The organism is Vibrio ruber DSM 16370 (assembly GCF_900163965.1).
In the GTDB taxonomy this organism is placed as follows: Bacteria; Pseudomonadota; Gammaproteobacteria; order Enterobacterales; family Vibrionaceae; genus Vibrio; species Vibrio ruber.
Genome location: NZ_FULE01000029.1, coordinates 1 through 25,914 on the forward strand (window position 1 = coordinate 1; position 25,914 = coordinate 25,914).

Here is a 25,914-nt window from a genome sequence, read left to right on the forward strand (position 1 = left end):
GATACGGTAGGTAAAAATACGAGCAAGATACAAAATTACATTAAGCAGCAACTAGAGCAGGATAAAATGGGAGAGCAATTGTCGATCCCGTATTCAGGTAGCCCGTTTACGGGCCGCAGGAAGTAGTCATATGCAAATGTCAGATCACTACGCGCCTGCTAGGGCGCTGCTAGTAGGAGAGCCTTATAGGCGCATATGAAAAACCACCGGCTATGCCGGTGGATACTTTTTTTTATATCATCACTTTTATTTGTACTGCACCCATTTTAGATGGTTCTGACAGTACCGAGATCGGAAGGGAGGCTTGGTGATGATCTCATATAATCCCTGGGTCTGCGCTGTAGCATGATGCTCATAATATTCTTACTTTTTTTGCTTTCTGTGAACTAGCTTGGGAGTTAGAGACGCTGATCGATAGGTGCTTCACTAGTTTGGCGTTTCAATTTTGTATTCTGTGATAATCCCGATAAGTTATAAACAACGCGTTGCATTAATTTTTTGTGACATTAAAAGTAAGTACCGGCCTATGGCACTAGGTCGTAGCAGATTATAAAAAGGTAATATGGAGTTTCAATCATGGCTGGTGTATTGAGTATGATCTTAGCTGGTGGTGAAGGATCTCGGCTGAGACCTTTAACCGAAGGCAGAAGTAAACCCGCAGTTCCGTTCGGAGGAAGTTATCGGTTGATTGATTTTGCTCTGAACAACTTTGTCAATGCGGATTTGATGCGTATTTACGTATTGACCCAGTTTAAATCTCAATCACTTTATGTCCACCTGAAAAAAGGTTGGAATGTGTCCGGTATTACGGATCGATTCATCGATGTGATCCCCGCTCAGATGAGAGATGGGAAACGTTGGTATGAAGGAACCGCTGATGCCATCTATCAAAATGTTCGCTTCATCGAGCTTGCCTCACCTGATTATGTTTGTATTTTCGGATCGGATCACATCTACAAGATGGATGTTCGTCAGATGCTGGATTTCCATAAACAAACGGAAGCGCATCTGACGGTCTCCGCATTACGAATGCCTATAAAAGAAGCCTCTCAGTTTGGTGTGATTGAAATTGACCATGACGGAAAAATGATCGGTTTTGAAGAAAAACCGGACAAGCCAAAGTCGATTCCCGGAGAGCCGGAGTGGGCGCTGATTTCGATGGGGAACTATATTTTTGATGCTGATGTTCTTTGCGATGAGCTGAAAAAAGATGCAGCGAATGAGCAGTCCAGTCACGATTTCGGGAAAGATATTATTCCGAAACTTTTCCCGAAAGGGCATGTTTACGTTTACGATTTTTCGACCAATAAAATTAAAGGTGAAAAAAAAGCAACCTATTGGCGGGATGTCGGAACCATCGATTCTTATTGGGCAGCCAATATGGATTTGCTGAATAATGATCCCTTGTTTTCTCTCTACAATCGAAGTTGGCCACTACATACCTACTATCCGCCGTTACCGCCGGCAACATTTGTCGATGCCGATGAGCGCCGTGTTAAGATTACTGATAGCCTCGTGTCGGGAGGGAGTTATATTCAAGGTGCGACGATTTTTAAATCAATCCTTGGGTATCGGAGTAATATTGCGGCTGGGTCTCATATCAGTGAATCTGTTATTCTGGGGGATGGAAAGATTGGTGCCGGTTGTACGATCAAACGGACGATTATTGATAAGCATGTTGAAATTGCCCCCGGCACCGTGATTGGTGAAGATTTAGAACTGGACAGGAAACGGTTCTATGTCTCTGAAGGGGGAATCGTGGTGATTGCGAAAGGAACGAAAGTTGGATTCTAACATGGAACAAATCGATGTATGGTTTACCGTTTCAGAAGTTGAAGGGATTGTAAAAAGTGGTGGGTTGGCCGATGTTGCAAAAGCGCTTCCTACAGCGTTGAGTAAATTTGGGCATCGCGTAAGAATTGTGTTGCCCGGTTATCGTCTCGTGCCGGACAAAGCTGATACAACTGTGATTTTAGAGACTGAATTGTCTCACTGGCCTCATACCGTTTATCAAGTCCGTAAGTTTGACCGGGACGGCGTTGAAATTTATCTGATTGACTGTGATAAATACTTTGACCGGCCGGAGCTGTATTCTGAACATAATCGCGCCTATGCCGACAATGGAGAACGCTTTGGATTCTTTTCGGCTGCGGCACTGGATGTTTTGCCAAAACTGGGGATTCAGCCTGATATCATTCATGCCAACGACTGGCATACCGGGTTTGTCCCTTTTCTGTTAAAAACACGCTATGCCAATGAGCCCTATTTTCAGCGGATGAAGAGTATATTGACGATCCATAATGCGCTGTTTAAAGGTGTCTTTTCTTATGATGAATTAGAGATTATTCCTGAATTACACTTAAGTGGTATGGAATCTCTACAGTATGGTCTCGGTTATGTGAGTGCACTCAGAATCGGTATCGCATATGCAGATAAGATTAATGCTGTGAGTCCTCACTATGCTGCAGAATTGCTGACGCCACTTGGTGCCCACGGACTTGTCGATGATTTTGTCCGCCGGGAGAGAGATCTGTTCGGTATTCTTAATGGATGTGACTATTCGGAGTGGAATCCACGCATTGACAGCTATATTCCACGCAATTACACCAATGAGGCCGATTCTTTGCAAGAAGGGAAAGCAACCTGTAAGCGTCAACTACAGGAAGAACTGCTATTACCAACCCGGGATGTACCAGTGTTTGGCATGGTATGTCGTGTGACCTATCAAAAAGGGTTTCACTATCTGTTGCCGATTCTGGAACAGTTTCTGCGCAATGACGTACAATTGGTGATTGTCGGAACAGGGGAGCCTGAAATTGCCAATCGTCTACATCAGCTTTCAGCAACTTCATCACAGAAATTTGCATTTGTTGATGCTTACAGCAATCGTTTTGCCCATTTAGTCGAAGCGGCCTCAGATTTCTTTTTAATGCCTTCTGAATTTGAAGCGTGCGGATTAAATCAGATTTACAGCATGGCTTATGGGACGTTGCCGATTGTCCGAGAAGTCGGTGGGCTGAAAGATACCGTGTTTGATTATGACCATTTTCCCGACAAGGCAACGGGGTTCAGTTTCACGGAACCGACACCGGAAGCATTACTCATTTGTATGCAACGAGCATTACTATTCTATTTACAACATCCGGAGAAAAAGTTGGATGTTCAGTTACGTGCTATGCAGCAAGATTTCCGCTGGGAAGATTCTGCGCAGCAGTATGTTCGGATGTATGAGGCTGCATTGATGGGCTACTAACTACTAACTAATTGACACATTGATAATGATTCGATTGACAATAAAAAAGCACCGCTAGCGGTGCTTTTTTCGTTCAGGCTCAATGACCAAATGGGAGTTGTATACATTAGGATATGTATACGATAGGGAGAAGCTTGTTCAACAAATTAGATCTGCCGAGCCAGCTCATCACGTCTTGCCTGAGAAATCACTGACCAGTGTTTTCCTTCAATCGCACCCTCTAGTGCCCACAGGAGCTCTAGCGGCGGTTGAGTTGAAGGATGAGAGCTTAAAATCGCTTTATATGCACTAAGAGAACCTCTCTGATGCAACTCTTCAACTGAATTTATACCGGCTTTACGCAGCATTCGTTCGGTCGCCAGACGCAGGTTTGGTAAATCTTTCAAACGCTGTGGTTTGGCTTCGACATGCGTTGTTTTTTCATCTTTTGCATTCAAATAGGCTTGTTTGGCGATATTGAGAATCGTATTGACATCATCCCAATAGTCATCAGGAAGTGCAAAATACTTAGTCACAACAGGGAAACCACGTTTTGTATACACATAAGGTTCAAAACCTTTTGCTTTAAACGTTTCCAGTGAGTGACTGTCTGCTCGTATATGAAGTTTATCTTGAACGACGAGTGCGAACATAATGTCGTTTACGAAAATACCAAACCCGCCGAACATTGAGCGTGATTTGACACGGCCCAGTTGTTCAAAAAGCCGCATTGAATCTCTAAGAGTTGGTTTGTCCATGCTTTACGTCTCGGTGTATTTTTAAATGAATACGCCACCAAAATCAGGTCCGAGAATTTAGCAAAAGAATGCAGAAAGTATGTTAACAAAACGTCAAATGATTGACGAACATGAAATGCATTTTTGCCATCGGTAACCCCGCTACCTATCATCTTCATGGTTTAGGCCGGAGGCTTTGCGTCCCATCTTTTCAGATGGTTTGCCCTGTGCGTGACACTTTTCCAGTACGGAATTATGAAGTATGTATCCTAATAACTACTCCACAATGTGTGATTCTAGTCCAATTAATAGAGGTTATCAATAGAAAGAAAGTGGTTGGAGGAATGACCTCCCTCCAACGAAGTGTTAATTGGGTGTTAATTTTTGTTTAAATCTTTAACGGTATTGCGTTCGACAATTTCAGGATGCATCTCAAACGTACGGCGCTCATGTTCTTTACTTTTGATCCGCTCCAATAAGATTTCAAAAGCGTTTTTTCCGACCCGTCGTTTCGGCTGATGAACGGTTGTCAGCGGTGGCGAAAAATATTCCGAGATCTCAATATTGTCGTAACCGATGACTGATATATCTTCAGGTACTTTAATGCCTCGCTGTTGTAAGCGACTTATCAGCCCTAAAGCCATTGTATCGTTGAAACAGAAAACAGCAGTGGGCTGTTCATCCATCACAATGATTTTATCGGCAGCCAAGACTGCGGTGTCACACTCGAAGTTGCCTTCCAGAATCCAGTCTTCGTTGGGGGTCAGGCTCGCTTCAGCCATTGCTCTGCGAAACCCTTGAATCCGTTCCTGACATGCTGCTTTTGCTAAATGTCCACTCAAGCAAGCAATTCTGCGGTGCCCCTTGTCAATCAAATACTTAGTTGCCAGGTAGCCGCCTTCTTCTGAGTTATCGATGATTTTGTCGGCTTGTGAGTTTTCTGGTCCCCAGTCCATAATAACTTTTGGAATATCGCTATAGGCTTCCAGCATTTCCCAAAGCTCGGCAGTAAGGTCGGAGCACATGACTAATATCCCATCGACCCGTTTTTCGGCCAGCATCCGGATATAGTCGCGTTGCTTCTCATAGAGGCCACCGGTATTACATAAAATCAGTGTATAGCCTTGTCGGTAACAATAGCTTTCAACACCGTCAATGACTTCAGAGAAAAAGGGGTTTGTTGACTGGGTGACTAACATCCCGATTGTTCGCGTTGAGTTGCACTTCAGACTCCGAGCTACTGCACTGGGCGCATAGTTTAAAGTCTTGACGGCTTCCATGACTTTTTCCTGAGTCGTTTCTGCCACAAAGCGAGTTTTGTTAATTACATGTGAAACAGTTGTTGTTGAAACTCCCGCCAAGCGGGCAACGTCTTTTATCGTAGCCATAGGTATTGTCCTGTCGCTTATGCTGAAGGTCCAGCAATCCGGAGCAAATTATTTAGTGATTGAAGATTTTATATATTCGAATAACCTACGCAGAAATGACATTCTGAAGCTATTCGGTGATTAAGGACAAAAACCGCTAAATTTAGCGGTTTTTGTCTGGTCTGGAATCAGCTTTAACCGCGAATTCTAGACTGCTGATTCAGTAATAGCAATCAAAATGAAGCACTCACCGTTTCATCCGACAGTGGATCGGGCTGAAATGGTGATGTCATCTGATACTAAAGCTTTGCTTTTATTCAAGGGCGGATTCAGAGACGGTTGCCTCCTGATTAGCGACCCAGTTCTTCAAATAGTGCCAAAACTTCCCCAATGTTTCATACCAATATCTTTCTGTCTGCTCGAGATAAATCGCTTTAGGCGCATATTTTATCCATGGTTGCGCTATATTTTTATAAGACAGGTAGTTGGTTGGAGCCGGGATTGGGTTGAGTCCGGCAGATTGAAACTCATGTAATGCGCGATCCATATGGCTGGCGGATGTCACGAGCACCAATTTACGTGGTCCGACAAAACTTGCGGCTAACTGAGCTTCTTCCCATGTATCTTTCGCACTTTCCAGCAATACGATATCTGATTTTGCCACACCGAGTGATAAGGCAACTCTTGCCAACATGCGGGCGTGACTAAAGCGGGTACCACCGGCATACCCGGAAAGAATCAGGCGAGACCCCGGATACATCCGCATAATCCGGATACCTTCTGTGAGTCGCATCAGGGCTGAGCGGCTGAGTTGAGATGTCGGCGGCAGTTGATCATCAACGACGTGACCACTACCGAGAACCATGATGTAGTCAATGTTACCTTCAACGGGTAAAAAGGCTGAATATTTGCGTTCCAGTGGCGCGAGAAGGCGATCAGAAACGGGTTGGAATGAAGCCAGAAACAGCAATGTATAAGAGAACAGAACAATCAGGCAACCGGTTTTCCTTTTGGTTGAAAACATAATCATCATCAGGCCGATAAAACCGATAATGAGCAAGGCGGGAAGGGGCATCATTAATGCAGATATGATTTTTTTAAGCTCAAACATATAAGAAATAGTCCGAAAAAACAGCAATTGAGATTAAAAACGAATAATCCTCTTTATTCCTGCCATTCCTATGACAGAATAGCAGCACGATTGGTTATCATAACTCAAGCTACTGTGACTGAAGATCGCAATTTCGACGATATTGCCCACAAATTTGCAAAAAATATATATGGCTCTGACAAAGGTATGATCCGTCAGACCATTGTGTGGGAAGATATTCAAACTATTTTAACATCATTTTCTCCGGAACAGTTCCCACTTTCTGTACTGGATGCCGGTGGTGGGTTGGCACAGCTATCGCAGCGGCTCGCGATGCAGGGACATCAGGTGACATTATGTGATCTTTCTTCTGAAATGTTGCAGTTGGCGCAGACCGATATTGAAAAAAATGGTCTGCTTGCGCAGTATCGCTTTGTCCATGCGCCGGTGCAGGATATGCAACAATATATTGCCGATCCGGTTGACTTCTTGATGTTTCATGCCGTGATGGAGTGGTTAACTGACCCGAAGGATGCGCTGGAAAAATTACTGGCTCAGGTTCGGAGTGGTGGCGTTGCGTCTATCATGTTTTACAATCATCACGGACTCGTTCTGAAAAATGTCATATGTGGGAATATCCCTCATGTGTTAGAGGGGATGCCATATCGTAAACGGTTTAAGTTACAGCCACAAAAAGGTCTGAATCCAGAATCGGTCTACCAATGGATAGAAGCTTGTGGATTCAGTATTGAGGGCAAAAGTGGTATCCGCTCATTCAGTGATTATATTGGTAATCGCCAGAATATGGGCGAATACAGCGAAGAAGATGTACTGGCGCTTGAAAGGCAATTGTGTCGGCAAGAGCCCTATTTATCTCTGGGTCGTTATATTCATGTATGGGCCAGAAAACAGTAAATAATGATGGAAACAATGATAGACGAATTGGCGCAACAAGCCGAAGTACAACCAATCGATGAATTGGTTGGATGGGTCAGGCAGCATGACTTGTCTCTCAACCTAAATACCGAGCGACTCGCATTTTTGATTGCGATTGCCGTATTGAGCCGGGATCGATTTGATGATGAACTCGGTGAGGGGGAGTTGCATGATGCATTTGCGATCGTTACCCGATTATTTGATGAGACTGCAGAAGCGTCCGCTTTCCGAGCCAATAATGCGATCAATGACTTGGTTCACCAGCGACTTATCCGGCGCTTTACCAGTGAAGTGACCGATGGGGTGAGTATCTATCGATTATCACCGCTGGCAATTGGCATCACCGATTATTATCTGCGTCATCGTGAGTTTTCTAAACTGAAACTGTCAATTCAATTGTCGATTGTTGCAGATGAAATGGCCAAGGCCAAAGAAGCCGCTGAAAAAGGCGGCACCGTCTCTCATTGGCAAAAGAATGTGTATGGTGTTTTAAAATATTCCGTCGGTGAGATTTTTGATCAGATTGATCTTAACCAGCGAGTCATGGATGAGCAGCAGCAAGAGATTAAAGAACAGATTGCTCAGCTGTTGAATAAAGACTGGCGTGACGCGATTCAGAATTGTGAATCGCTGTTGTCAGAGACTTCATCGACGCTCAAAGAATTACAAGATACCCTTCAGGCTGCCGGTGATGAAATGCAGACACAGATTCTTGATATTCAGGAATGTGTTTACGGTGAATCCGGACTGGCATTTATTGAAGAAACTTTATTTCAGTTGCAGATTAAACTGGATCGTATCATTAGCTGGGGTCAACAGACCATTGATTTATGGATCGGTTATGACCGGCATGTTCACAAGTTCATCCGGACTGCGATTGATATGGACCAGAACCGGGCGTTCAGTCAGCGTTTGCGTCAGTCGATGAACGATTATTTCGCAACGCCTTGGTTTCTTACTTTTGCCGATGCCGAGCGCTTTATGGACATGCGGGATGAAGCCTTGGTGCTCCGGGACGATGAAGTCACAGGGCAAGTTCCTGAAGATGTTGAATACGAAGAATTTCAACAGGTCAACGATGTGCTGGCCGAGCAGATCGGCGCAATGCTCACCGTGCATAAAGATCAAGGTACACCAATTGATCTCGGTATCATTTTAAAGAATTACCTCTCAGAACATCCAAAAACGCATCATTTTGATTTAGCCAGAATCGTGGTCGATCAGGCCGTCCGGTTAGGATATTCGGCGTCTGATTATCAGGCGATTCAGCCAGATTGGCAGGCAATCAATGAATTTGGTGCAAAGGTACAAGCAAATGTCATCGACAGATATGAATGAATATATGCCAGAGAAACTGGTCAAAGCACTTTCCAATCCGCTATTTCCGGCATTGGATAGTTTATTACGTGCCGGACGGCATGTTTCCGGTGAAGATATGGATAATCACACATTTTTGTCGGATTTTGAGCCAGAACTGGCCCAGTTCTACCAGCGCTATAATACTGAGCTGGTGCGGGCTCCCGAGGGGTTCTTTTATTTGAGGCCGCGCTCGACATCATTACTCAATCGCAGTGTGTTATCCGAACTCGATATGTTGGTCGGTAAGGTTTTGTGCTTTCTGTATCTCAGCCCCGAAAGACTGGCACATGAAGGCATTTTTACCCATCAGGAATTGTATGAAGAGTTACTTACGCTGGTCGATGAGAAAAAGTTGATGCGCTTGGTGACTTTCCGGGCCGGTGGTTCCGATCTGGATCGGGAAAAGCTGTTTGAAAAAGTCAGAACATCGTTACGGAAACTGCGTCGCATGGGAATGCTGGTCGTTCTGGGTGAAAGTGAAAAATTTCGGATCACCGAAGCGGTGTTCCGCTTCGGTGCTGATGTGCGTGTCGGTGATGATATGCAGGAAGCACAGCTAAGATTGATTCGTGACGGTGAAGCCGTTGTTCCCGGCCGTGATGCTCATGAAGCGACGGAAGATACCGATGAGGCATCCGCCGATGAGACCTCATCAGAAACATTAACAGGATTTGAAGGTGAAGCATGATTGAAAGAGGTAAGTATCAATCGCTGACCATGATCAACTGGAACGGTTTTTTTGCCCGTACGTTTGATATTGATAATTTGGTCACCACACTTTCCGGTGGGAACGGTGCGGGGAAATCAACCACAATGGCAGCTTTTATTACCGCGCTGATCCCTGACCAAAGTCTGCTGCATTTTCGTAATACCACTGAAGCCGGCAGTTCCCAGTCGTCACGAGATAAAGGGTTACACGGTAAACTTCAGCCCGGCACATGTTATGCCGCATTAGATGTGGTGAACTCGCGCAAGCAGAGAGTGCTGTTTGCTGTCCGACTGCAACAAGTGGCCGGCCGGGATAAGAAAGTCGATATTAAGCCGTTTCTGGTGCAGGGCATTCCCAGCCATATTCGCCCGACAGACATTTTGATTGAAACCTTGTCGGATCAACAAGCCCGGGTACGGACAATCAGTGAAGTGAAAGATGCTGTCGCTGGGTTGGAAGGAACGCAGTTCAAAACATTTAGTTCGGTGGTGGATTACCACACCCAGATGTTTGAATTTGGGGTTGTACCGAAAAAAATGCGTTCAAGCAGTGACCGTTCCAAATTTTATCGTTTGATTGAAGCCTCTTTATACGGTGGGATTTCCAGTGCGATCACGCGTTCGCTGCGTGACTATTTGCTGCCGCAGAATGGCGGTGTGAAGAAAGCGTTTCAGGATATGGAAGCCGCACTGCGTGAAAACCGGATGACGCTTGAAGCGATCAAAACCACGCAGGCGGATCGGGATCTGTTCAAACATCTGATTACTGAATCAACCAATTATGTCGCATCTGATTATATGCGTCATGCCAATGAGCGTCGCAGCAAAGTTGAACAGGCACTGTCATTCCGTCAGACTTTATTCGGTGCGCAGCAAACTTTGGTGACGCAAAGTGAATTGCTGACTCGGGTGAAAGATGAACTCGATGAACTGACGGAGCAGGAATCAGCGCTGGAACAAGATCACCAGAGTGCTTCGGATTATTTGCAACTGGTGCATAACGCATTACGCCAAAAAGAAAAAATTGAGCGTTACCGGGAAGACCTAGAAGAACTGAATGAGCGTCTTGAAGAGCAACTGATGGTGGTTGAAGAGGCTCAGGAGCAGACCCTTGAAGCTGAAAATCATACTACGATTCTGGAAGATGAAGTCGACAGTCTGAAATCGCAACTGGCCGATTATCAGCAAGCGCTGGATGTACAGCAAACCAGAGCACTCCAGTATCAGCAAGCGGTTCAGGCACTGGAAAAAGCCAAAGCTGCACTGGGTGATGAGAGCCTGACGGCTGACAATGCATCGCAGAAAATTCAGACGTTGAATCAGTCACAGCATGAGATGACCGAGCGGGTCTTGCAACTGAAGCATCGTCTGGATATGTCGGCTGCCGTTGCATCTCAGTTTGAGCAGGCATTTCAGTTAGTACAGTCCGTACTTGGTGATGTGGCACGTCATACTGCCTATGAGCACGGTGTAACCCTGATTGAAAAATCACGACAGTGTAAACAATTGATTGCACAGGAAAACCAGTGGTATACCCGTCAGAGCGAGATTTCCCGCCAGCTAGAGCGCCAGAGCAATATTGTAGCCCTGGCAGAGACCTATCAGCACGAATATCAGGAAACGCTCGATGATGAAGCCGCGATCAATGAAGCGCGTGAAAAGCATCAGGCAGTATTGGAGGTTGTGGACGAGGAATTCATCGCACTTCGGGAATCACGCAGTAATTTACGCCGCAATCAAGAAGATATCCGTGCGCAAATTCAGCGATTGGAAAGTATTGCGCCTCAGTGGATTGTTGCGCGTAATGCGTTAGATGATCTGCGTGAACAGAGTGGCGAAGCGCTGGAAAGTTCACAGGCGGTTTTTTCTCATATGCAGCAGACGCTGGAGCGAGAAAAACAGCAAACAGCAGAGAAAGAAAAACTCGCATTACAGCGTCATAATCTTGAACAGGAAATTGAACGGCTGGCCTCTCCCGGCGGAGCCAATGATGCGCGGCTAAAATCGCTGGCTGATACATTAGGCGGTATGTTGTTATCAGAAATTTATGATGATATTACGCTGGAAGACGCCCCTTATTTCAGTGCGATGTACGGTCCGGCCAGACATGCCATTGTTGTCTCTGATTTGTCAGAAATTCAGGAGCGCTTGGCGGAGCTGGATGACTGCCCGGAAGATGTGTACATCATTGAAGGTGATGTTGATGCTTTTGATGACAGTTCGTTTGATGCCGATGAGCTTGAAGGCGCCGTCTGTGTCCGTTTGAATGACCGCCAGATTCGTTATTCCCGTTTCCCTGAGATTCCTCTGTTCGGCCGGGCCGCAAGAGAGCAGCGGCTGGAGCAGCTGCGGGCTCAGCGAGATGATATTGTTGAGTTGCACGCCAAAGCTTCATTTGATTCGCAGAAATTGCAACGGTTATATCAGGCATATCAGACGTTTGTAGCGTCTCATATGACGACAGTGTTTGAAGCTGATCCGGAACAGGCACTTCAGACGTGTCGTGAGCAGTTGAATCAGATTGGTCGCTCACTGACTGAACTGAGCCATCAGGAACAGCAGCTACAAACACGGCAACAGCAAAGTAAAAACGCGCTATCACTCATTGAGAAGGTTGCGCCTTTTGTCCACCTGTTGGCCGATGATACATTGCAGGCGCAAGCCAGTGAGATTGAAGACAGCCTTGCAGAACTGGATGAGGCCAAACGCTTTTTAACGCAACATGGTTCGGCAATCGAGCAATTGAGTCGCTGTATCAATGCCCTCGAAAACGACCCGGAACTGTTTGACGCGCTGGAAAATGAGTATCATCAGGCCGACCAGCAGTTGCAGCAAGTGAAAACTCAGATTTTTGCCATTTCGGATTTGATTGAACGCCGTCATCATTTGCGTTATTCCGATGCAGTGGCGTTAGTCAATCAGAGTGATGCATTGAGTGAGCAGTTGAAAGAGAAATTACAACTTGCGGAATCCCAGCGCGGTGAAGCCAGAGAAGTCTTGAAACAGCGTCAGGGGCAGGCCAGTCAGTATCATCAGGTATTGGCTTCACTCAAGAGTGCCCATCAGTCAAAACTCGAAACTGTGCAAGAATTTGAACAAGAGTTACAAGAGTTGGGTGTGCATACCGATGCCAGCGCACTGGAACGCGCAGAGAGCCGTAAGAACGAGCTTTATGAGCGTTTGCATGTCTCCCGGCAGCGACAAAGTGAGCTGGAGAGAACGCGTACATCGACCGAGATGGAGATGACATCGCTGAGTCGACAGCTGAAGAAAGTTGAGAAAGAGTACCGCGATCTCAGAACGTTTATCGTCAATGCTAAAGCTGGATGGTGCTCGGTGCTGCGGTTAGCAAGAGCACATGATGTTGAGCGACGTTTACATAAACGGGAGCTGGCTTACCTATCAGCAGGCGAGCTTCGTTCTATGTCAGATAAAGCGTTAGGCTCTCTGCGTCTGGCCGTTGCCGATAATGATACCTTGAGAGATGCTTTACGTCAGTCTGAAGATAATGCCAGACCGGAGCGTAAGGTGCTGTTTTATATTGAAGTGTATCAACACCTGCGTGAGCGGATTCGGCAGGATATTATTCGCACCGACGATCCGGTTGAAGCCATTGAAGAAATGGAAGTTGAGCTTGCCCGATTGACAGAAGAGCTGACCCAGCGGGAATCACGTTTGGCGATTAGTTCTGAGTCTGTCGCCAGTATTATTCTTAAAACGATTCAACGTGAGCAGAACCGGATTCGGATGCTCAACCAAGGTCTGTCCAATATTCACTTCGGTCAGGTCAATGGGGTACGTTTGAATGTGAAAGTGCGTGAAAGCCACGAAATGCTCCTGACTGGGTTGTCGGAGCAGCAGGCGCAGCATCAGGACTTGTTCAACAGCCCGCGTTATACTTTCTCTGAAGCAATGGCGAAACTGTTCCAGCGGGTTAATCCGCATATCGATATGGGGCAGCGTTCACCGCAGGTATTGGGGGAAGAATTGCTGGACTACCGGAATTATCTGGAGCTCAATGTTGAAGTTAACCGGGGAACGGATGGTTGGTTACAGGCTGAGTCAGGCGCGCTCTCGACCGGGGAAGCGATTGGGACAGGTCAGTCTATTCTGTTGATGGTTGTGCAGAGCTGGGAAGAGGAATCCCGTCGTCTGCGTAGTAAAGATATTGTGCCATGTCGTCTCTTATTCCTTGATGAGGCTGCACGGCTGGATGCCAAGTCGATTTCAACCCTGTTTGAGTTGTGTGATCGATTGGATATGCAACTGTTAATTGCAGCACCGGAAAATATCAGTCCGGAAAAAGGCACCACATATAAATTAGTGCGCAAGATTCACAAAAACCATGAACACGTTCATGTGGTTGGTTTGCGGGGGTTTGGCCACAATCAGACGTCTGAATCCGAAGATATGGCGGCGGAAGCTTCCTAAGGTAGCCGGATGATTACTGGTTAAATTATAAAAACCACCTGTTTTTTCAGGTGGTTTTTTTGTTGTGTATGATGCATCTGGTCACGAAAAAGGGCGGTGAATGCCGCCCTTATATCCGGGGGAGGGGATATATTCATTTAATCAATAGAGACGAATAGTTTATCTGCTTGTTTTTCCACGGTTGCCTCTCCGCGAACCTGTGCCCTCGGGACATCTTTGACAACGATGTCGCTATCATGCCAGCCATATTGATACAGATAAGGCTTGATATAGTGCAGTCGCAGATTGGACAGATTCTTAAACGCATCGGAACCGGTGAGTCTGTAGAAATAAGCGCTGGTTTTAGTTTCATCAACACTGATAATGATTTGTTTGAACTGCTGCGGCTGTTGCAGATAATTGTGGGAATCATGCTCGGTTATCATTTCCGCAAAGAGAATACGTTTCTCGTTGTAGCCATAGTTATATTGATGCATCTGCCACGCAAACGGGATAAACAGGGTCACCAACAGTAAGGCGCGCCACCAGAAGCGGGGGACTAACAACACCAGCATTGCCATCCCCAGTGGCAGGGTGACACCAGAGCGTAGCGGTACTTTCACGCCCAGCGGAATGACACTGGCGTAAATGGAGAAGACCACCAGCAATGCGACGAGGGTGTATTTCAGATGATTTTTTAATGCCCAGACGAGCGTCACTGCAACCGGAATATAGAACAGAGGACTTAATTCTGCCAGATAGCGGGCATTGCGTTCAAAGTTCCCCGCACTCTTGGCGATATTGGCAATGATTCCGCTGATATCCGTCGATGGGGTTGATTTCCGCCATGAGACAAATTCAATAAAGTGGCCCGTACCGTTCTGGAGCAGGGTATAAGCATAAACACTCAAATTCGCGACGGCATAGCCGAGTACATAACCGGCAATCCAGAAACCAAGAAATTGCAGCAGACTTCGGAAGTTCTCTTCATTCAACTGCCGGATGAAGAGCAAAGGCATCAGAAAATAGAATGCCGGGTAGGTCGCAAACAATAGAATACCGGAGGTGAGTAAGATCACCGGGCGTGAATAGCGATCTTTAATGCAACTGAACAATGCCAACATCAATGTACCGGGAATCAATGTCATCGGCCATTTGAACAACATGGTAAAATAAGGAACATTGATCACCAGTAGCGCGAAGCAGCAGGCAAGCCAGCGATCTTGTCTTACACCGATTGCCACCTGATAACCAAAAATAAAAATAAATACATTGCATAGAGTGCCGGCGATAACAGCAGGCGTCAGCCGTAATAGGTCGAATAAAGCAAAATTAACCCAGCGTCCTTCAGAGACAAATTTAGATACATAATCGTCCATGTAAGGTAAAGCATCATGTGCCACATTTTCCAACATGGATTCGTGTAAGTTAAATATTGTCCATATCAGAGTAAACGTCAGAATTCCCCATTTGAATAGTGAGACCGTATCGAACGGATTGTATGATACCGAGGGGGATGAAGCATGATTATTGATCATTTGTCCTCCGAGACGAAAAAATAGTGCGATAACCCAAGTAGTTGATGGTCATCGAAACACCAATCGCAACAACCTGTGCGAAATAAACGTACATCGCCAGTTGTTCGACCAACAGATACAACACACCGGTACTACAGGCGAGTGATGACAAATTCACCACACAGAACGGTAGCAACTGACCGCGACGGGCGGAGCTTTTGAAGACAAAACCTCGATTGAGCATAAAACTGATCAGCATCCCGATCATATAAGACAGGATGGATGCCACGAGATAATAACCGAGAAGCTGATACAGAATGACGAATAGAATATAGCTCGTCCCGGTATTGAGCATACCCACCAGCGCAAAACGGAGAGTTTGTCTGAGTTCGGGACGAATTCGGTTATCTAGCCACGGAATGTTTCTTGGTAGATTCAAGCGCTCTTCCTTTTTTCACAATATAAAGCGGACGACCTTTCGATTCATTGTAGATCCGGGCGATATATTCACCGAGTATGCCAATCGAGATCAACTGTACGCCACCAACAAACAAAATAGCGACGAATAGTGATGTCCAGCCGGAAACCCAATGGTCGGTCATCAGACGAACATAAATCGAGTACATGAGCATCGCAAAGGCCACACCTGAACACAAGAATCCCATCATGATGGATAGTTTCAGGGGTTTTACGGAAAACGAAAGAATGCCATCCAGGGCGAATTTAAGCATTTTACTCAGCGGGTATTTCGACTCTCCGGCAAAGCGAGGTGAACGTTCGTACAAAATCGAAGTTTGGTTGAAGCCTATCCAGCTTACCATACCGCGAATAAAGCGCGCTTTTTCCGGCATCGCAGTCAGTTGATCAACCACTTGTCTGTCCATCAGCCGGAAATCTCCGGTATCCAATGGGATTGGGACTTCTGATAAACGGTTGAGCATCCGATAGAATAGTTTGGCGGAAGCGAGTTTAAAAGCGGATTCGCCTTCACGGTGATCACGCGTACCGTAAACCACATCATAACCGTCTTCCCACTTGGCGATCATCTGCTCGATAAGTTTAGGGGGATCCTGTAAATCGGCATCAATCAACACCACCGCATCACCGGAACTGGCATCTAGCCCTGCGGTGACGGCTTGCTGATGACCGAAATTACGCGACAAAGAGAGCACGATGACCTGATGATGTCGGCGGCTGTGCGCCAGCAACTGCTGTTCGGTATCGTCCGAACTGCCATCATTGACAAAAATTAACTCAAAACGATAGCCGGGAATTGCATTGGTGACGGAAATTAGCTCTTTGACCGTAAAATCAATCACTTCACTTTCATTGAAACAAGGGACGATCACGGATATTTTCTTTTTTGTATTCATAGCCTGCCACTTAGCTCCATTATGGATAACGACATGGAATCAGCCTAGCAATCGAATGTAAGAATCATGACAAAGCGAGGTGAAAAGATCAGCAATCTTAGTCGGAGAGAGCGGTTGTATCCCCCTGACGCTATCTCGGTTGGATTTTCTCATGGAAGATAGCGTACGGGGGGAGAGGCATTATTGGGTTAAATGCTGTGATGTTGCAGCAAAATGTTGCATCGCATATTCAACCCGCGCTTGGGGGGCTAAGGGTAATTCAGGTGAACCCATATGTTCAATATGTCTGAGTCGCGGTAACAAACCCGCGCCATTGGCAATCTGAATGGCGAGACCGGGGCGAGCATTGAGTTCCAGTACCATCGGGCCTTTATTTTTATCCAGCACCATATCGGTCCCAAGATAACCCAACCCCGTCATTTCCCATGCTTGCGCGGCAAGTTCAAGCAGACGCTGCCAGTGAGGTACTTCCAGTTCAATCAGTGCCCGGCCGGTGTCCGGATGATGTGTCACGGGTTGCCCGAACTGAACAGCCCGTACTGCCCGGCCGGTTGCGATATCAATTCCGACCCCAACGGCTCCCTGATGCAGGTTTGCCTTGCCATCCGATGCACGGGTAGACAGGCGCATCATGCACATCACGGGATAGCCTTTGAAAACAATGACCCGGACATCCGGGACCCCTTCATAGCTGAAACCATCGAAACAGTCATCAAACTGGATCAGGTTCTCGATGATTGCCACATCATTTTTACCGCCAAGCGAAAATAGCCCTGCCAGCGCGTTACTGACATGCCTTTCCACATCTTCAGCACTGAGTGTGGCACCAGATGGTTTGACATAAACACCGTTCTGATGAGAAGTGACTACCAAAATTCCTTTTCCGCCACTACCGCGGGCTGGTTTGATCACAAAGTTTGGCCACTGCTGAACCAGTTGGTGAATTTTTTTGACTTCATACTGGTTGCGGATCACCCCGATAAGCTGGGGGACGGTACATCCGGCTTTCTCTGCGATGATTTTGGTTTGGAGCTTATCATCGACTAAGGGATATTTAGAGCGATCATTGTAACGACCAATATAACTATGGTTGCGCTTATTCATCCCCATGATCCCCTTATGCCTTAAGCGAAAAGGGGAGGTATATTTTTCAAAAATCATAGTTCATCTACCAGAGGTTTGAAGCGCTTCAATTCGCTGACACGGTAGCCGGTATAAGTTCCCAGCAACAGAATCAGTGCCAACACAATCAACTGTAATCCGATAAAATTAAATGTGAGGTGCTGAACATAGGGGTTGGTCATTCCCAGATAAACCAGAATCGCGGTAAACAGAGAGCCGCCACCCTGAAGAAAAACTTCTTTTGCACCATCTTCTTCCCAGAGAATCGACATCCGCTCAATGGTCCATGAAAGAATAATCATCGGGAAGAACGTAATCGTGAGGCCTTCGGTAATCCCTAGCCGGAAGGAGAGAACCGTAAAGAGCGAAATAATCAGGATCACAGCAATGATGACCGCTGATATTCGTGCTACCAATAGCAGGTTCAGCTTGGACAGGTAACTGCGAATAATCAGTCCTGTCCCCACAATCAACAGAAAACCGATAATACCGGTGAGTAGCTGGGTCTGGACAAATGCCACTGCGATCAAAACGGGCATAAATGTCCCGGAGGTTTTGAGACCGATAATGACACGGAGGAATACCACGATCAGGGCACCGATAGGAATCAACATGATGGTTTTAAACATCGCTTGTTCCTCTAACGGGAGACTGTGGATCGACAGGTTGAGTAATCCGTCCGCATTGACTTTACTATTGGTGGCCTCTTGTGGTGATACCTCGCGGGAAATCATGCTGAACTGCACGCGACTGTTTTTACCGCCAATTACGTCCAGTAAGGAGACATTGGATTCATCCCATACCAATAAATTGGGATGGTTGGCTTGTTTGCCGGTATCCGGGTTAAAGACGACCCAGCGCTCCCCGTCCCAGACTTCATTCATGGGTTCAATACTCTGACGACGACGGCCATCTTCCAGCTCCAGAACCCCAACAATCTTATTGGGAATCCCCGAGTATGAAAGCATTTTTTGGGTCGCTTCAGACTTTGTCATCTGATTCAGCAGCAACTGTGCGTTCTGACTTTCTTCGTCATTCAGGGCTTTGATCAGTTCTCTGGTAAAGGTGATGTCATCGGCTGAGCGCTCATTTGCTTGTGTAATCAAAGAGACTGCCGCAGCTTCTTCCGGGCTATCGAATGTGGGGCGGTCAACCGGGCCTTGCGGTGGTTCAGGACGTGATTTAGCCTCCGGATCGACAAGGAACTGTGTCTTGTAATAGATCGTTTGTGGGCCACTGGCCCGGCGAATCGACCACTCGGCACGCCGCCCGGGGTTCGCTTCAAGGTAAGAAACCCCATAACCAGGAGAAGAGGCGGATTCACTAATCAGCGTAAATCCGTCCTGAGTGTATGGCGCTGCAAGGGAAACTTTGGCTTCTTTACCTTGCGCATTAAACTGAATGCGCGCTTCAATTTCCCAGACTTGCTTCGTCTCGCCTGGTGTCCAAGGGACACCATAAACCTGATGGCGAAAAACGCTTAAATAAATGCCGATCGCAATCAGCAGTACGATAGAGATATAAAATGGAATTCGGGAGGTCATGGTCAATACTCACCAGATAATTATTTGGCCGTAGATTGAATGTATTTCTTACTCACATCCACCAGCGCTATATCGCGGAGAAATTCACGTCCCAATAAAATTGGGTGTGACATATGAGAGCGATCGGCAAGGGTAAATTCTGTCCGTTCACGAATACTTCCGACGCTTATCCATAATTCAACCACGGCACGTCGTTCGGTTTCGGACGTTGAAGCCTGCCGAATTTTGACATAGCGTAACACGGGCGCTTCAATCCAGTTGTCTTTATCTTCTTTCGATGCTTTATCATCGGTTTTTTTCTTATCCGAGGATTTATCTGCATCCTGTTCACTGCGGCCTGATAAATGAAATCTGACCCAGTCTTTCCCATTTCTTTCAAATTCTTCAATATCAGTGGCGTCCAGAGAGGACGTCGTCGCCCCCGTATCTACTCGAGCATCGAATTTTTGTTTGATCGGTTCGATACTGACACGCTCAACCTGCCCGAGAATGACCTTATTCACCGGAACCGGGTCGGACGAAGCCATCTGCTGCAGGGTTTGCGAGTTGTGCTCTTGCAGTAATGAATGCTGATAATGATTCTGATTGAGCTTGTGAATTTGCTGCTTTAAAGAAGAAACTTCACTCTCCAGACTATCGATGTAATCAACTTGATTACTGGACTGCAATTCCAGATTGGTCAGACGCTGGTTAATATTGCTTTCTGTCCCATGAATTGCTGCGATTGTCTCTTGGTGTAAGTTTCTTTCCTCTGTTGTGACGCATCCCGCTAGTGTGGATATTGCGGCCACAAGTGCAAGTCGTTTAAACATGAGTAACCTAATTCTTCGTTGTTATGATTGATAAAAGCATTCAGTGGTGATTTCCACGCTCTAGCGTACTCTGATTTTTGATATTGCGCGTTAGATGTATGTCAATTATGGTTTCCGTGCAATCAGAATCGCTCTTCTTGGTGCTGGGTAACCTTCAATGGTTTTCTTCGGGTCTGTCGTGTCCAGATAGTCCGGCAATGAGTTATGAGTCATCCATGTGGTTGTCCGTTGCTCTTCTGCCGATGTATCGTTCTCATCGGCAATCACGACGTCAGTGAATCCACATTTCTCCAACCATACCTTTAATGCAAGTGCCGAAGGAAAGAAGTACACATTGCGCATTTGCGCGTAGCGATCATTCGGCACCAAAACAGCGGTTTCATCCCCTTCGATAACCAATGTTTCCAGAATCAGTTCTCCGCCTGAAATCAGTTGATCTTTTAACTGTAACAAATGGTCCAGCGGTGAACGACGATGGTACAGCACGCCCATACTAAACACCGTATCAAATGCTTCCAGTTTAGGGAGCGCTTCGATACCTAATGGCAATAAATGTGCCCGTTGGTCGTTGCCCATTAATCGCCGTATTGCTTCAAACTGAATTAAAAACAGGTGAGAGGGGTCTACGCCGACACACAGACGAGCACCTTCTCCCAGCATCCGCCACATATGGTAGCCATTACCACAGCCGACATCGAGCACATTTCGATTTTTCAGCGGAGAAATATGTGGTAGGACACGATCCCATTTCCAGTCTGAACGCCATTCCGTGTCAATATGGATACCATGAATGTGATAAGGCCCTTTACGCCACGGATGAAATGTTTTCAGCAGATTTTCCAGCTTTTTTTGTTCCCCGTCAGCTAAAGGCACCTGATTCCGAATGGCAACCTCTGTTTTCAGTTCTACCCGATCAGGGGTGAATGTCGGGAGCTTATTTAATGATCGCATCCAGCGTTCAAAATCACCGTGTGAATCATTCTGCCAGGCTGTCAGTTGCTGAGGTAAAACATTCAGCCAAGGTTGAAGGCGTTGATCTTGCGCGATGAGCTGATAGAAATTAGCAAAGTTAAACATTGAATCGAGTATCCTGCGAACGAAAAATAAAACTGGGAATATCCTCAGCAGAGAAAGGCGCTGTTTCGCCTGAAGTCGGGCAAATCATTAATTTGCCCTGCCAACATTATTTGATAGCAAACATTGAACCGAAGTTGAAACACTGGAACCAAACGTCAAAACTGCTGAAACCAATTCGGGCGAAACGATTTTTGTGCGTTTCAATCGTATCCGGTTGGAGGACGTTTTCAATGGCACTGCGTTTCTGACTGATTTCCAGCTCACTGTAGCCGTTGGCCCGTTTGAATTCGTGGTGTAAGTCGATGAGTAGATCATTGGTTGTTGTATCCGCAAAGCGGTATTTTTCAGACAGAATCAGAATACCGCCCGGACGTAATCCCCGGTAGATATTTTCCAACAACTGGCTGCGATCATCCGGAGACAGAAACTGGAGAGTAAAATTCAGCACCACAATGGATGCATTGGTGATCTCGATGTCCCGGATATCTGCTTCAATGACCTTAACCGGTGTATCGGAACGATAGGCTTCAATATGCATTCGACAACGCTCAACCATTGCTGATGAATTATCGACCGCAATAATGTGACAACCTTCGTGATGAATATGACGACGCATCGAGAGGGTCGCGGCTCCCAGAGAACAACCGAGGTCATAAATATTGGTATTTGGTTTGGCAAAGCGTTCTGCCAGCATCCCGATAGTCGAAATAATATTATTGTAACCGGGAACGGAACGCTGAATCATATCAGGAAAGACCTCAACAACCCGTTCATCGAATGTAAAGTCACCGATCTGTTGAATCGGTGCTGAATAGATGGTGTCTTTATGACTCATGTAAGCCTCGTGATATCTCTATGACAAACTGCGATAGGGGCAGAACCAAGAAAAGGGGCGTATTTTATGCAATAACTGGGTGATTGTCATCATGGGCAGATTAGAACATGCTGATCTGGTTATCGGCAGTCGCACCGGGAAAAGGGGGAAGATCAGGTAATCCGACCTGCTGTTGTAGCTGTTGATACAGGCGTTGTGCCAATTCGGGAGCGAGTTGGTTATCCGGGGTATGAATCATCAGATAGGGTTGTTTCCCTTGCGCAATCCATGTCGGAAGTTTTTGTATCCAAGGCGCGAAAAAGGCATCATTCTCAACCATCTCCGGGTGGCCGATAAAACGAACCATTGGACGATTCGCTGTAGCAATCGCATGAACAGGAACCCGAGGTTTTTTCTTATGCGCATCGATGATTGCATCGCTGTTCGGCAGCGCGGCAAATACAGGACGACTATCCATAATAATGCGATCCGCCTGAGTTTCGACCAGCCATTGATTGAATCGTTTTTCGTCGGAGCCTTTGTGAAAAAAGGCCGGATGACGGACTTCGACGCCTAAAGGGTAATCAGCCGGAAAGTAACGACAGAAACGTTGTAACACTGGAAGCTGTGCCGGACTGAACACCGCAGGGAGTTGAATCGTCCATAGGCCAACCCTCTCGTGCAGAGGTGCCATCAATTGCATAAAATGGTTCAGTAGATCTTCACAGCCATTCAACATCAACTCATGAGTGATTTGTTTGGGTAATTTAAAGGTAAATCTGAAGTCCGGGCCGGTAGCCGCTTTCCAGTTGGCAACCGTGGTGGGGGAAGGGGATGCATAGAATGTTGTATTCCCTTCGACAGTGTGAAAAACTTGCGCGTACTTTTCGAGTCTCTCGGCAACGGAAGTACCTCGCCCATACAGGGTTTGCTGCCATTGTGGGTGTGACCAGAGTGTGAGTCCGAGTCGGATAGGAAGTGTGTTTGTCATTTTTTCAATTTAAATTGTGCCAAATACGCGATATCGTTTTGAAGAAGCCGGTCTTTTAGCGCTATAATCAGCGCCTACTTTTTTACACCGTTATATACGGTGACAACTGCGACTGAGTTATGAATGTAGCGATGCTCTTCAGGTTTACCGAGTCATCGAATAGTGTGATCCAATGCAACGTGATTATCAAATATTGAATCAGCATTGTATGTCGGAATCACTTGGTTGAACAGTCGCACAGTTATTTAGGATATTTTGTTGTTGTCCGCTGGTTTGGAAATGAAAGCGGGCAGTGAAGATTTGAATCAGTTATTGGAAATTGGGAAACTCATTATGCGTAGCCATTATTGTGGTCACCTCAACAAGTCCCTTGTCGGGCAGAATGTAGAACTTTGTGGTTGGGTGAATCGTCGTCGGGATCTGGGCGGCCTGATCTTTATTGATATGCGAGATCGTGAAGGACTGGTTCAGGTTGTTGTTGACCCTGATATGGCAGATATCTTTGAGGTTGCCAACCAACTGCGTAGTGAGTTTTGTATTCGGTTGACCGGTGAAGTCAGAGCGCGTCCGGATTCTCAGATTAATCGCGATATGGCGACCGGAGAGGTTGAAATCCTTGCCACTGAGCTGGAAATTATCAACCGCTCTGACGTATTGCCATTGGACTTTAATCAGAAAAACTCTGAAGAGCAGCGTTTGAAATATCGCTATCTGGACTTACGTCGTCCGGAAATGAGTGACCGCATCAAATTACGTGCGCGTGCGTCAAGCTTTGTGCGCCGTTTCCTCGACGGACAAGGGTTTCTCGATATTGAAACACCGGTTCTGACCAAAGCAACACCGGAAGGTGCACGTGACTATCTTGTGCCGAGCCGGGTTCATAAAGGTAAATTCTATGCATTGCCGCAGTCACCTCAGTTGTTTAAGCAATTGCTGATGATGTCCGGCTTTGACCGTTATTATCAGATTGTGAAGTGTTTCCGCGATGAAGACTTACGGGCCGATCGCCAGCCCGAATTTACGCAGATCGATATTGAAACGTCATTTATGACCGCTGACGAAGTGCGTGCTGTGACCGAAAAAATGGTCCGCGAGATGTGGCAGGAACTGCTGGATGTCGATTTGGGCGCATTTCCGGTGATGAAATATAGTGAAGCAATGCGTCGTTTCGGCAGTGATAAGCCTGACCTGCGTAACCCGCTGGAACTGGTCGATGTTGCTGATTTAGTCAAAGATGTTGAGTTTAAAGTCTTCGCTGGCCCTGCCAATGATGCCAAAGGCCGGGTTGCCGTAATTCGTGTTCCCGGTGGTGCAAGCCTGACGCGTAAACAGATTGACGGATACGGTGAATTTGTATCGATCTACGGTGCGAAAGGGTTGGCATGGTTGAAAGTCAATGATCGCGCAGCCGGTCTGGAAGGGATTCAGTCACCGGTGGCTAAATTCTTGTCTGAGTCGGTGATTGAAGCGATTCTGGAGCGCACGCAGGCGCAAAGCGGCGACATCATTCTCTTTGGTGCCGATAAAGCCAACGTTGTGTCAGAAGCGTTGGGTGCGCTGCGGTTAAAACTGGGGACTGACTTGTCACTGACCGATGAGTCTGCCTGGGCGCCACTTTGGGTGGTTGATTTCCCAATGTTTGAAGAAGATGACGAAGGTCAGCTTCATGCGATGCACCATCCGTTCACTTCACCATTAGGTGTCACCGCTGATGAGTTAAAAGCTAATCCGGCCAATGTCAATTCCAATGCCTATGATATGGTCTTGAATGGTTATGAAGTCGGTGGGGGTTCGGTTCGTATCCATGATTCTGCAATGCAAACAGCGGTATTTGATATTTTAGGCATTGAAGAAGATGAGCAGCGTCGGAAATTCGGCTTCTTATTGGATGCCCTGAAATTCGGTACACCGCCTCATGCCGGTTTAGCTTTTGGTTTTGACCGTCTGGTGATGCTGCTTTGTGGTACAGAAAATATCCGTGATGTGATTGCATTTCCGAAGACAACCGCGGCAGCTTGCCCGATGACGGAAGCGCCAAGTGAAGCGAACCCCGCCGCACTTGAAGAGCTGGCGATTGCTGTGCGTGCTAAATTTGAAAATGTTTGATTAAGCGAAATGATGTAACAAAGGTGGCTTCTTGCCACCTTTTTCGTATTTATTAGTATTAAAAGAAATAAGTTGTACAGGCAATTTGGCTCATATCTGGATTGCCCGCTCATGAACACAGGAAAATACTTTGGCCCAGATGTATTTTTATTACTCTGCAATGAATGCAGGGAAATCGACCACACTGCTTCAATCTTCTTTTAACTATCGGGAGCGGGGCATGAACCCGGTGATTTATACCGCAGCGATCGATGACCGATACGGCGTTGGTAAAGTCAGTTCCCGAATCGGGTTAGAAGAAGAGGCTTATCTTTTTCGTGAGACTTCCGATCTATTTCAGGAAATTGACCAATTACATCAGCAGATGAAAGTGGACTGTATTTTGATCGACGAATGTCAGTTTCTGTCAAAAGAACAGGTGTATCAGTTGACGGATGTCGTCGATCGACTGGGCATCCCTGTTCTGTGTTATGGACTGCGATCTGATTTTAAAGGTGAGCTTTTTCCCGGAAGTCAGCATCTGTTAGCTTGGGCAGATAAATTAGTTGAGCTGAAAACCATTTGCCATTGCGGCAAAAAAGCCAATATGGTCGTGCGTGTCGATGCGCAAGGGCAACCGATTGCCGAAGGTGCTCAGGTTGATATCGGTGGCAATGACCGTTATGTCTCCGTCTGCCGGAAACACTATAAAGAGGCCTTGGGGCGGCTCTGATTCGCCC

At 46.5% G+C, this 25,914-nt stretch carries 20 protein-coding genes, 1 pseudogene and 1 riboswitch; of the genes and pseudogenes, 9 read left to right on the forward strand and 12 right to left on the reverse strand.

Features of this window, described 5'->3' with window-relative positions; genetic code table 11:
• The 3 genes and pseudogenes from VR7878_RS10155 to glgA form a co-directional block, all read left to right on the forward strand.
• Window positions 1–126: pseudogene (locus tag VR7878_RS10155) on the forward strand (IS200/IS605 family transposase); the annotation flags it as partial.
• A 450-nt stretch (window positions 127–576) separates the two neighbouring features.
• Complete coding sequence (gene glgC / locus VR7878_RS10160) at window positions 577–1,794, forward strand: glucose-1-phosphate adenylyltransferase (protein WP_077335852.1); 1,218 nt, start codon at window positions 577–579, stop codon at window positions 1,792–1,794.
• 1 nt (window position 1,795) lies between these two features.
• The gene (gene glgA / locus VR7878_RS10165) at window positions 1,796–3,253 is read left to right on the forward strand and encodes a glycogen synthase GlgA (RefSeq protein ID WP_077335854.1); all 1,458 of its coding nucleotides are present in this window, start codon (window positions 1,796–1,798) and stop codon (window positions 3,251–3,253) included.
• A 146-nt stretch (window positions 3,254–3,399) separates the two neighbouring features.
• On the opposite strand, the gene VR7878_RS10170 is transcribed toward glgA, so the two are convergent.
• From VR7878_RS10170 to elyC, 3 genes are all read right to left on the reverse strand, one after another.
• A complete protein-coding gene (locus tag VR7878_RS10170; RefSeq protein ID WP_077335856.1) occupies window positions 3,400–3,990 on the reverse strand; it encodes a TfoX/Sxy family DNA transformation protein in 591 nt (196 codons plus the stop codon).
• Window positions 3,991–4,118: 128 nt separating this feature from the next.
• Window positions 4,119–4,204, reverse strand: a riboswitch (cyclic di-GMP riboswitch).
• Between the two features lie 142 nt (window positions 4,205–4,346).
• Entirely contained in the window at window positions 4,347–5,357 is a 1,011-nt protein-coding gene (purR, locus tag VR7878_RS10175; RefSeq protein ID WP_077335858.1) for an HTH-type transcriptional repressor PurR, read from the reverse strand.
• A gap of 292 nt (window positions 5,358–5,649) precedes the next feature.
• On the reverse strand, window positions 5,650–6,447 hold the full coding sequence (elyC, locus tag VR7878_RS10180; protein ID WP_077335967.1) for an envelope biogenesis factor ElyC: 798 nt from the start codon (window positions 6,445–6,447) through the stop codon (window positions 5,650–5,652).
• 114 nt (window positions 6,448–6,561) lie between these two features.
• Between elyC and cmoM the strand changes: the two genes are divergently transcribed.
• The 4 genes from cmoM to mukB are packed head-to-tail and all read left to right on the forward strand — an operon-like array spanning window position 6,562 to window position 13,860.
• The gene (gene cmoM, locus VR7878_RS10185) at window positions 6,562–7,341 is read left to right on the forward strand and encodes a tRNA uridine 5-oxyacetic acid(34) methyltransferase CmoM (protein ID WP_077335860.1); all 780 of its coding nucleotides are present in this window, start codon (window positions 6,562–6,564) and stop codon (window positions 7,339–7,341) included.
• 15 nt (window positions 7,342–7,356) lie between these two features.
• Entirely contained in the window at window positions 7,357–8,700 is a 1,344-nt protein-coding gene (gene mukF, locus VR7878_RS10190) for a chromosome partition protein MukF (protein WP_139344072.1), read from the forward strand.
• Window positions 8,701–8,704: 4 nt separating this feature from the next.
• Window positions 8,705–9,409 carry a chromosome partition protein MukE gene (gene mukE, locus VR7878_RS10195; protein WP_306345800.1) on the forward strand — a complete coding sequence of 235 codons (705 nt, stop codon included), beginning with the start codon at window positions 8,705–8,707 and terminating at the stop codon, window positions 9,407–9,409.
• Complete coding sequence (mukB, locus tag VR7878_RS10200; RefSeq protein WP_077335864.1) at window positions 9,406–13,860, forward strand: chromosome partition protein MukB; 4,455 nt, start codon at window positions 9,406–9,408, stop codon at window positions 13,858–13,860. The genes mukE and mukB overlap by 4 nt, the downstream gene beginning before the upstream one ends.
• Window positions 13,861–13,997: 137 nt before the next feature.
• Here the strand turns inward: mukB and VR7878_RS21380 are convergent, their stop codons facing one another.
• The 9 genes from VR7878_RS21380 to VR7878_RS10245 all read right to left on the reverse strand — a co-directional run bounded on the left by VR7878_RS21380 (window position 13,998) and on the right by VR7878_RS10245 (window position 23,089).
• The gene (locus VR7878_RS21380; protein ID WP_077335866.1) at window positions 13,998–15,377 is read right to left on the reverse strand and encodes a hypothetical protein; all 1,380 of its coding nucleotides are present in this window, start codon (window positions 15,375–15,377) and stop codon (window positions 13,998–14,000) included.
• Entirely contained in the window at window positions 15,367–15,795 is a 429-nt protein-coding gene (locus VR7878_RS10210; protein ID WP_077335868.1) for a GtrA family protein, read from the reverse strand. The genes VR7878_RS21380 and VR7878_RS10210 overlap by 11 nt, the downstream gene beginning before the upstream one ends.
• Window positions 15,761–16,729, reverse strand: coding sequence for a glycosyltransferase family 2 protein (locus VR7878_RS10215; RefSeq protein WP_077335870.1), 969 nt, complete (start codon window positions 16,727–16,729; stop codon window positions 15,761–15,763). The genes VR7878_RS10210 and VR7878_RS10215 overlap by 35 nt, the downstream gene beginning before the upstream one ends.
• Window positions 16,730–16,909: 180 nt before the next feature.
• Window positions 16,910–17,890: an alpha-L-glutamate ligase-like protein gene (locus VR7878_RS10220; RefSeq protein ID WP_077335872.1), complete on the reverse strand. Its 981-nt coding sequence runs from the start codon at window positions 17,888–17,890 to the stop codon at window positions 16,910–16,912.
• Window positions 17,887–19,395: an inactive transglutaminase family protein gene (locus VR7878_RS10225; protein ID WP_077335874.1), complete on the reverse strand. Its 1,509-nt coding sequence runs from the start codon at window positions 19,393–19,395 to the stop codon at window positions 17,887–17,889. Before VR7878_RS10225 ends, VR7878_RS10220 begins: the two co-directional genes overlap by 4 nt.
• Window positions 19,396–19,415: 20 nt before the next feature.
• Window positions 19,416–20,207 carry an ATP-dependent zinc protease family protein gene (locus tag VR7878_RS10230; protein WP_077335876.1) on the reverse strand — a complete coding sequence of 264 codons (792 nt, stop codon included), beginning with the start codon at window positions 20,205–20,207 and terminating at the stop codon, window positions 19,416–19,418.
• A 105-nt stretch (window positions 20,208–20,312) separates the two neighbouring features.
• Window positions 20,313–21,284, reverse strand: coding sequence for a tRNA 5-methoxyuridine(34)/uridine 5-oxyacetic acid(34) synthase CmoB (gene cmoB, locus VR7878_RS10235; protein ID WP_077335878.1), 972 nt, complete (start codon window positions 21,282–21,284; stop codon window positions 20,313–20,315).
• 106 nt (window positions 21,285–21,390) lie between these two features.
• Window positions 21,391–22,119 (reverse strand): carboxy-S-adenosyl-L-methionine synthase CmoA, encoded by a 729-nt coding sequence (gene cmoA / locus VR7878_RS10240; protein WP_077335880.1) that lies wholly within the window; start codon window positions 22,117–22,119, stop codon window positions 21,391–21,393.
• 100 nt (window positions 22,120–22,219) lie between these two features.
• Complete coding sequence (locus VR7878_RS10245; RefSeq protein WP_077335882.1) at window positions 22,220–23,089, reverse strand: DUF72 domain-containing protein; 870 nt, start codon at window positions 23,087–23,089, stop codon at window positions 22,220–22,222.
• Between the two features lie 333 nt (window positions 23,090–23,422).
• Between VR7878_RS10245 and aspS the strand changes: the two genes are divergently transcribed.
• Both aspS and VR7878_RS10255 read left to right on the forward strand, forming a co-directional pair.
• Entirely contained in the window at window positions 23,423–25,195 is a 1,773-nt protein-coding gene (gene aspS, locus VR7878_RS10250; protein ID WP_077335971.1) for an aspartate--tRNA ligase, read from the forward strand.
• A 130-nt stretch (window positions 25,196–25,325) separates the two neighbouring features.
• Window positions 25,326–25,907, forward strand: a complete 582-nt coding sequence (locus VR7878_RS10255; protein ID WP_077335884.1) for a thymidine kinase — start codon at window positions 25,326–25,328, stop codon at window positions 25,905–25,907.
• Window positions 25,908–25,914: the final 7 nt, after the last annotated feature.

Bases quoted from the DNA above. Each gene is read 5' to 3' on its own strand.
- glgC (WP_077335852.1), top strand. From the start codon at position 577: ATGGCTGGTGTATTGAGTATGATCTTAGCTGGTGGTGAAGGATCTCGG.
- glgA (WP_077335854.1), top strand. From the start codon at position 1,796: ATGGAACAAATCGATGTATGGTTTACCGTTTCAGAAGTTGAAGGGATT.
- VR7878_RS10170 (WP_077335856.1), bottom strand. From the start codon at position 3,990: ATGGACAAACCAACTCTTAGAGATTCAATGCGGCTTTTTGAACAACTG.
- purR (WP_077335858.1), bottom strand. From the start codon at position 5,357: ATGGCTACGATAAAAGACGTTGCCCGCTTGGCGGGAGTTTCAACAACA.
- elyC (WP_077335967.1), bottom strand. From the start codon at position 6,447: ATGTTTGAGCTTAAAAAAATCATATCTGCATTAATGATGCCCCTTCCC.
- mukF (WP_139344072.1), top strand. From the start codon at position 7,357: ATGATAGACGAATTGGCGCAACAAGCCGAAGTACAACCAATCGATGAA.
- mukE (WP_306345800.1), top strand. From the start codon at position 8,705: ATGCCAGAGAAACTGGTCAAAGCACTTTCCAATCCGCTATTTCCGGCA.
- mukB (WP_077335864.1), top strand. From the start codon at position 9,406: ATGATTGAAAGAGGTAAGTATCAATCGCTGACCATGATCAACTGGAAC.
- VR7878_RS21380 (WP_077335866.1), bottom strand. From the start codon at position 15,377: ATGATCAATAATCATGCTTCATCCCCCTCGGTATCATACAATCCGTTC.
- VR7878_RS10215 (WP_077335870.1), bottom strand. From the start codon at position 16,729: ATGAATACAAAAAAGAAAATATCCGTGATCGTCCCTTGTTTCAATGAA.
- VR7878_RS10220 (WP_077335872.1), bottom strand. From the start codon at position 17,890: ATGATTTTTGAAAAATATACCTCCCCTTTTCGCTTAAGGCATAAGGGG.
- VR7878_RS10225 (WP_077335874.1), bottom strand. From the start codon at position 19,395: ATGACCTCCCGAATTCCATTTTATATCTCTATCGTACTGCTGATTGCG.
- VR7878_RS10230 (WP_077335876.1), bottom strand. From the start codon at position 20,207: ATGTTTAAACGACTTGCACTTGTGGCCGCAATATCCACACTAGCGGGA.
- cmoB (WP_077335878.1), bottom strand. From the start codon at position 21,284: ATGTTTAACTTTGCTAATTTCTATCAGCTCATCGCGCAAGATCAACGC.
- cmoA (WP_077335880.1), bottom strand. From the start codon at position 22,119: ATGAGTCATAAAGACACCATCTATTCAGCACCGATTCAACAGATCGGT.
- VR7878_RS10245 (WP_077335882.1), bottom strand. From the start codon at position 23,089: ATGACAAACACACTTCCTATCCGACTCGGACTCACACTCTGGTCACAC.
- aspS (WP_077335971.1), top strand. From the start codon at position 23,423: ATGCGTAGCCATTATTGTGGTCACCTCAACAAGTCCCTTGTCGGGCAG.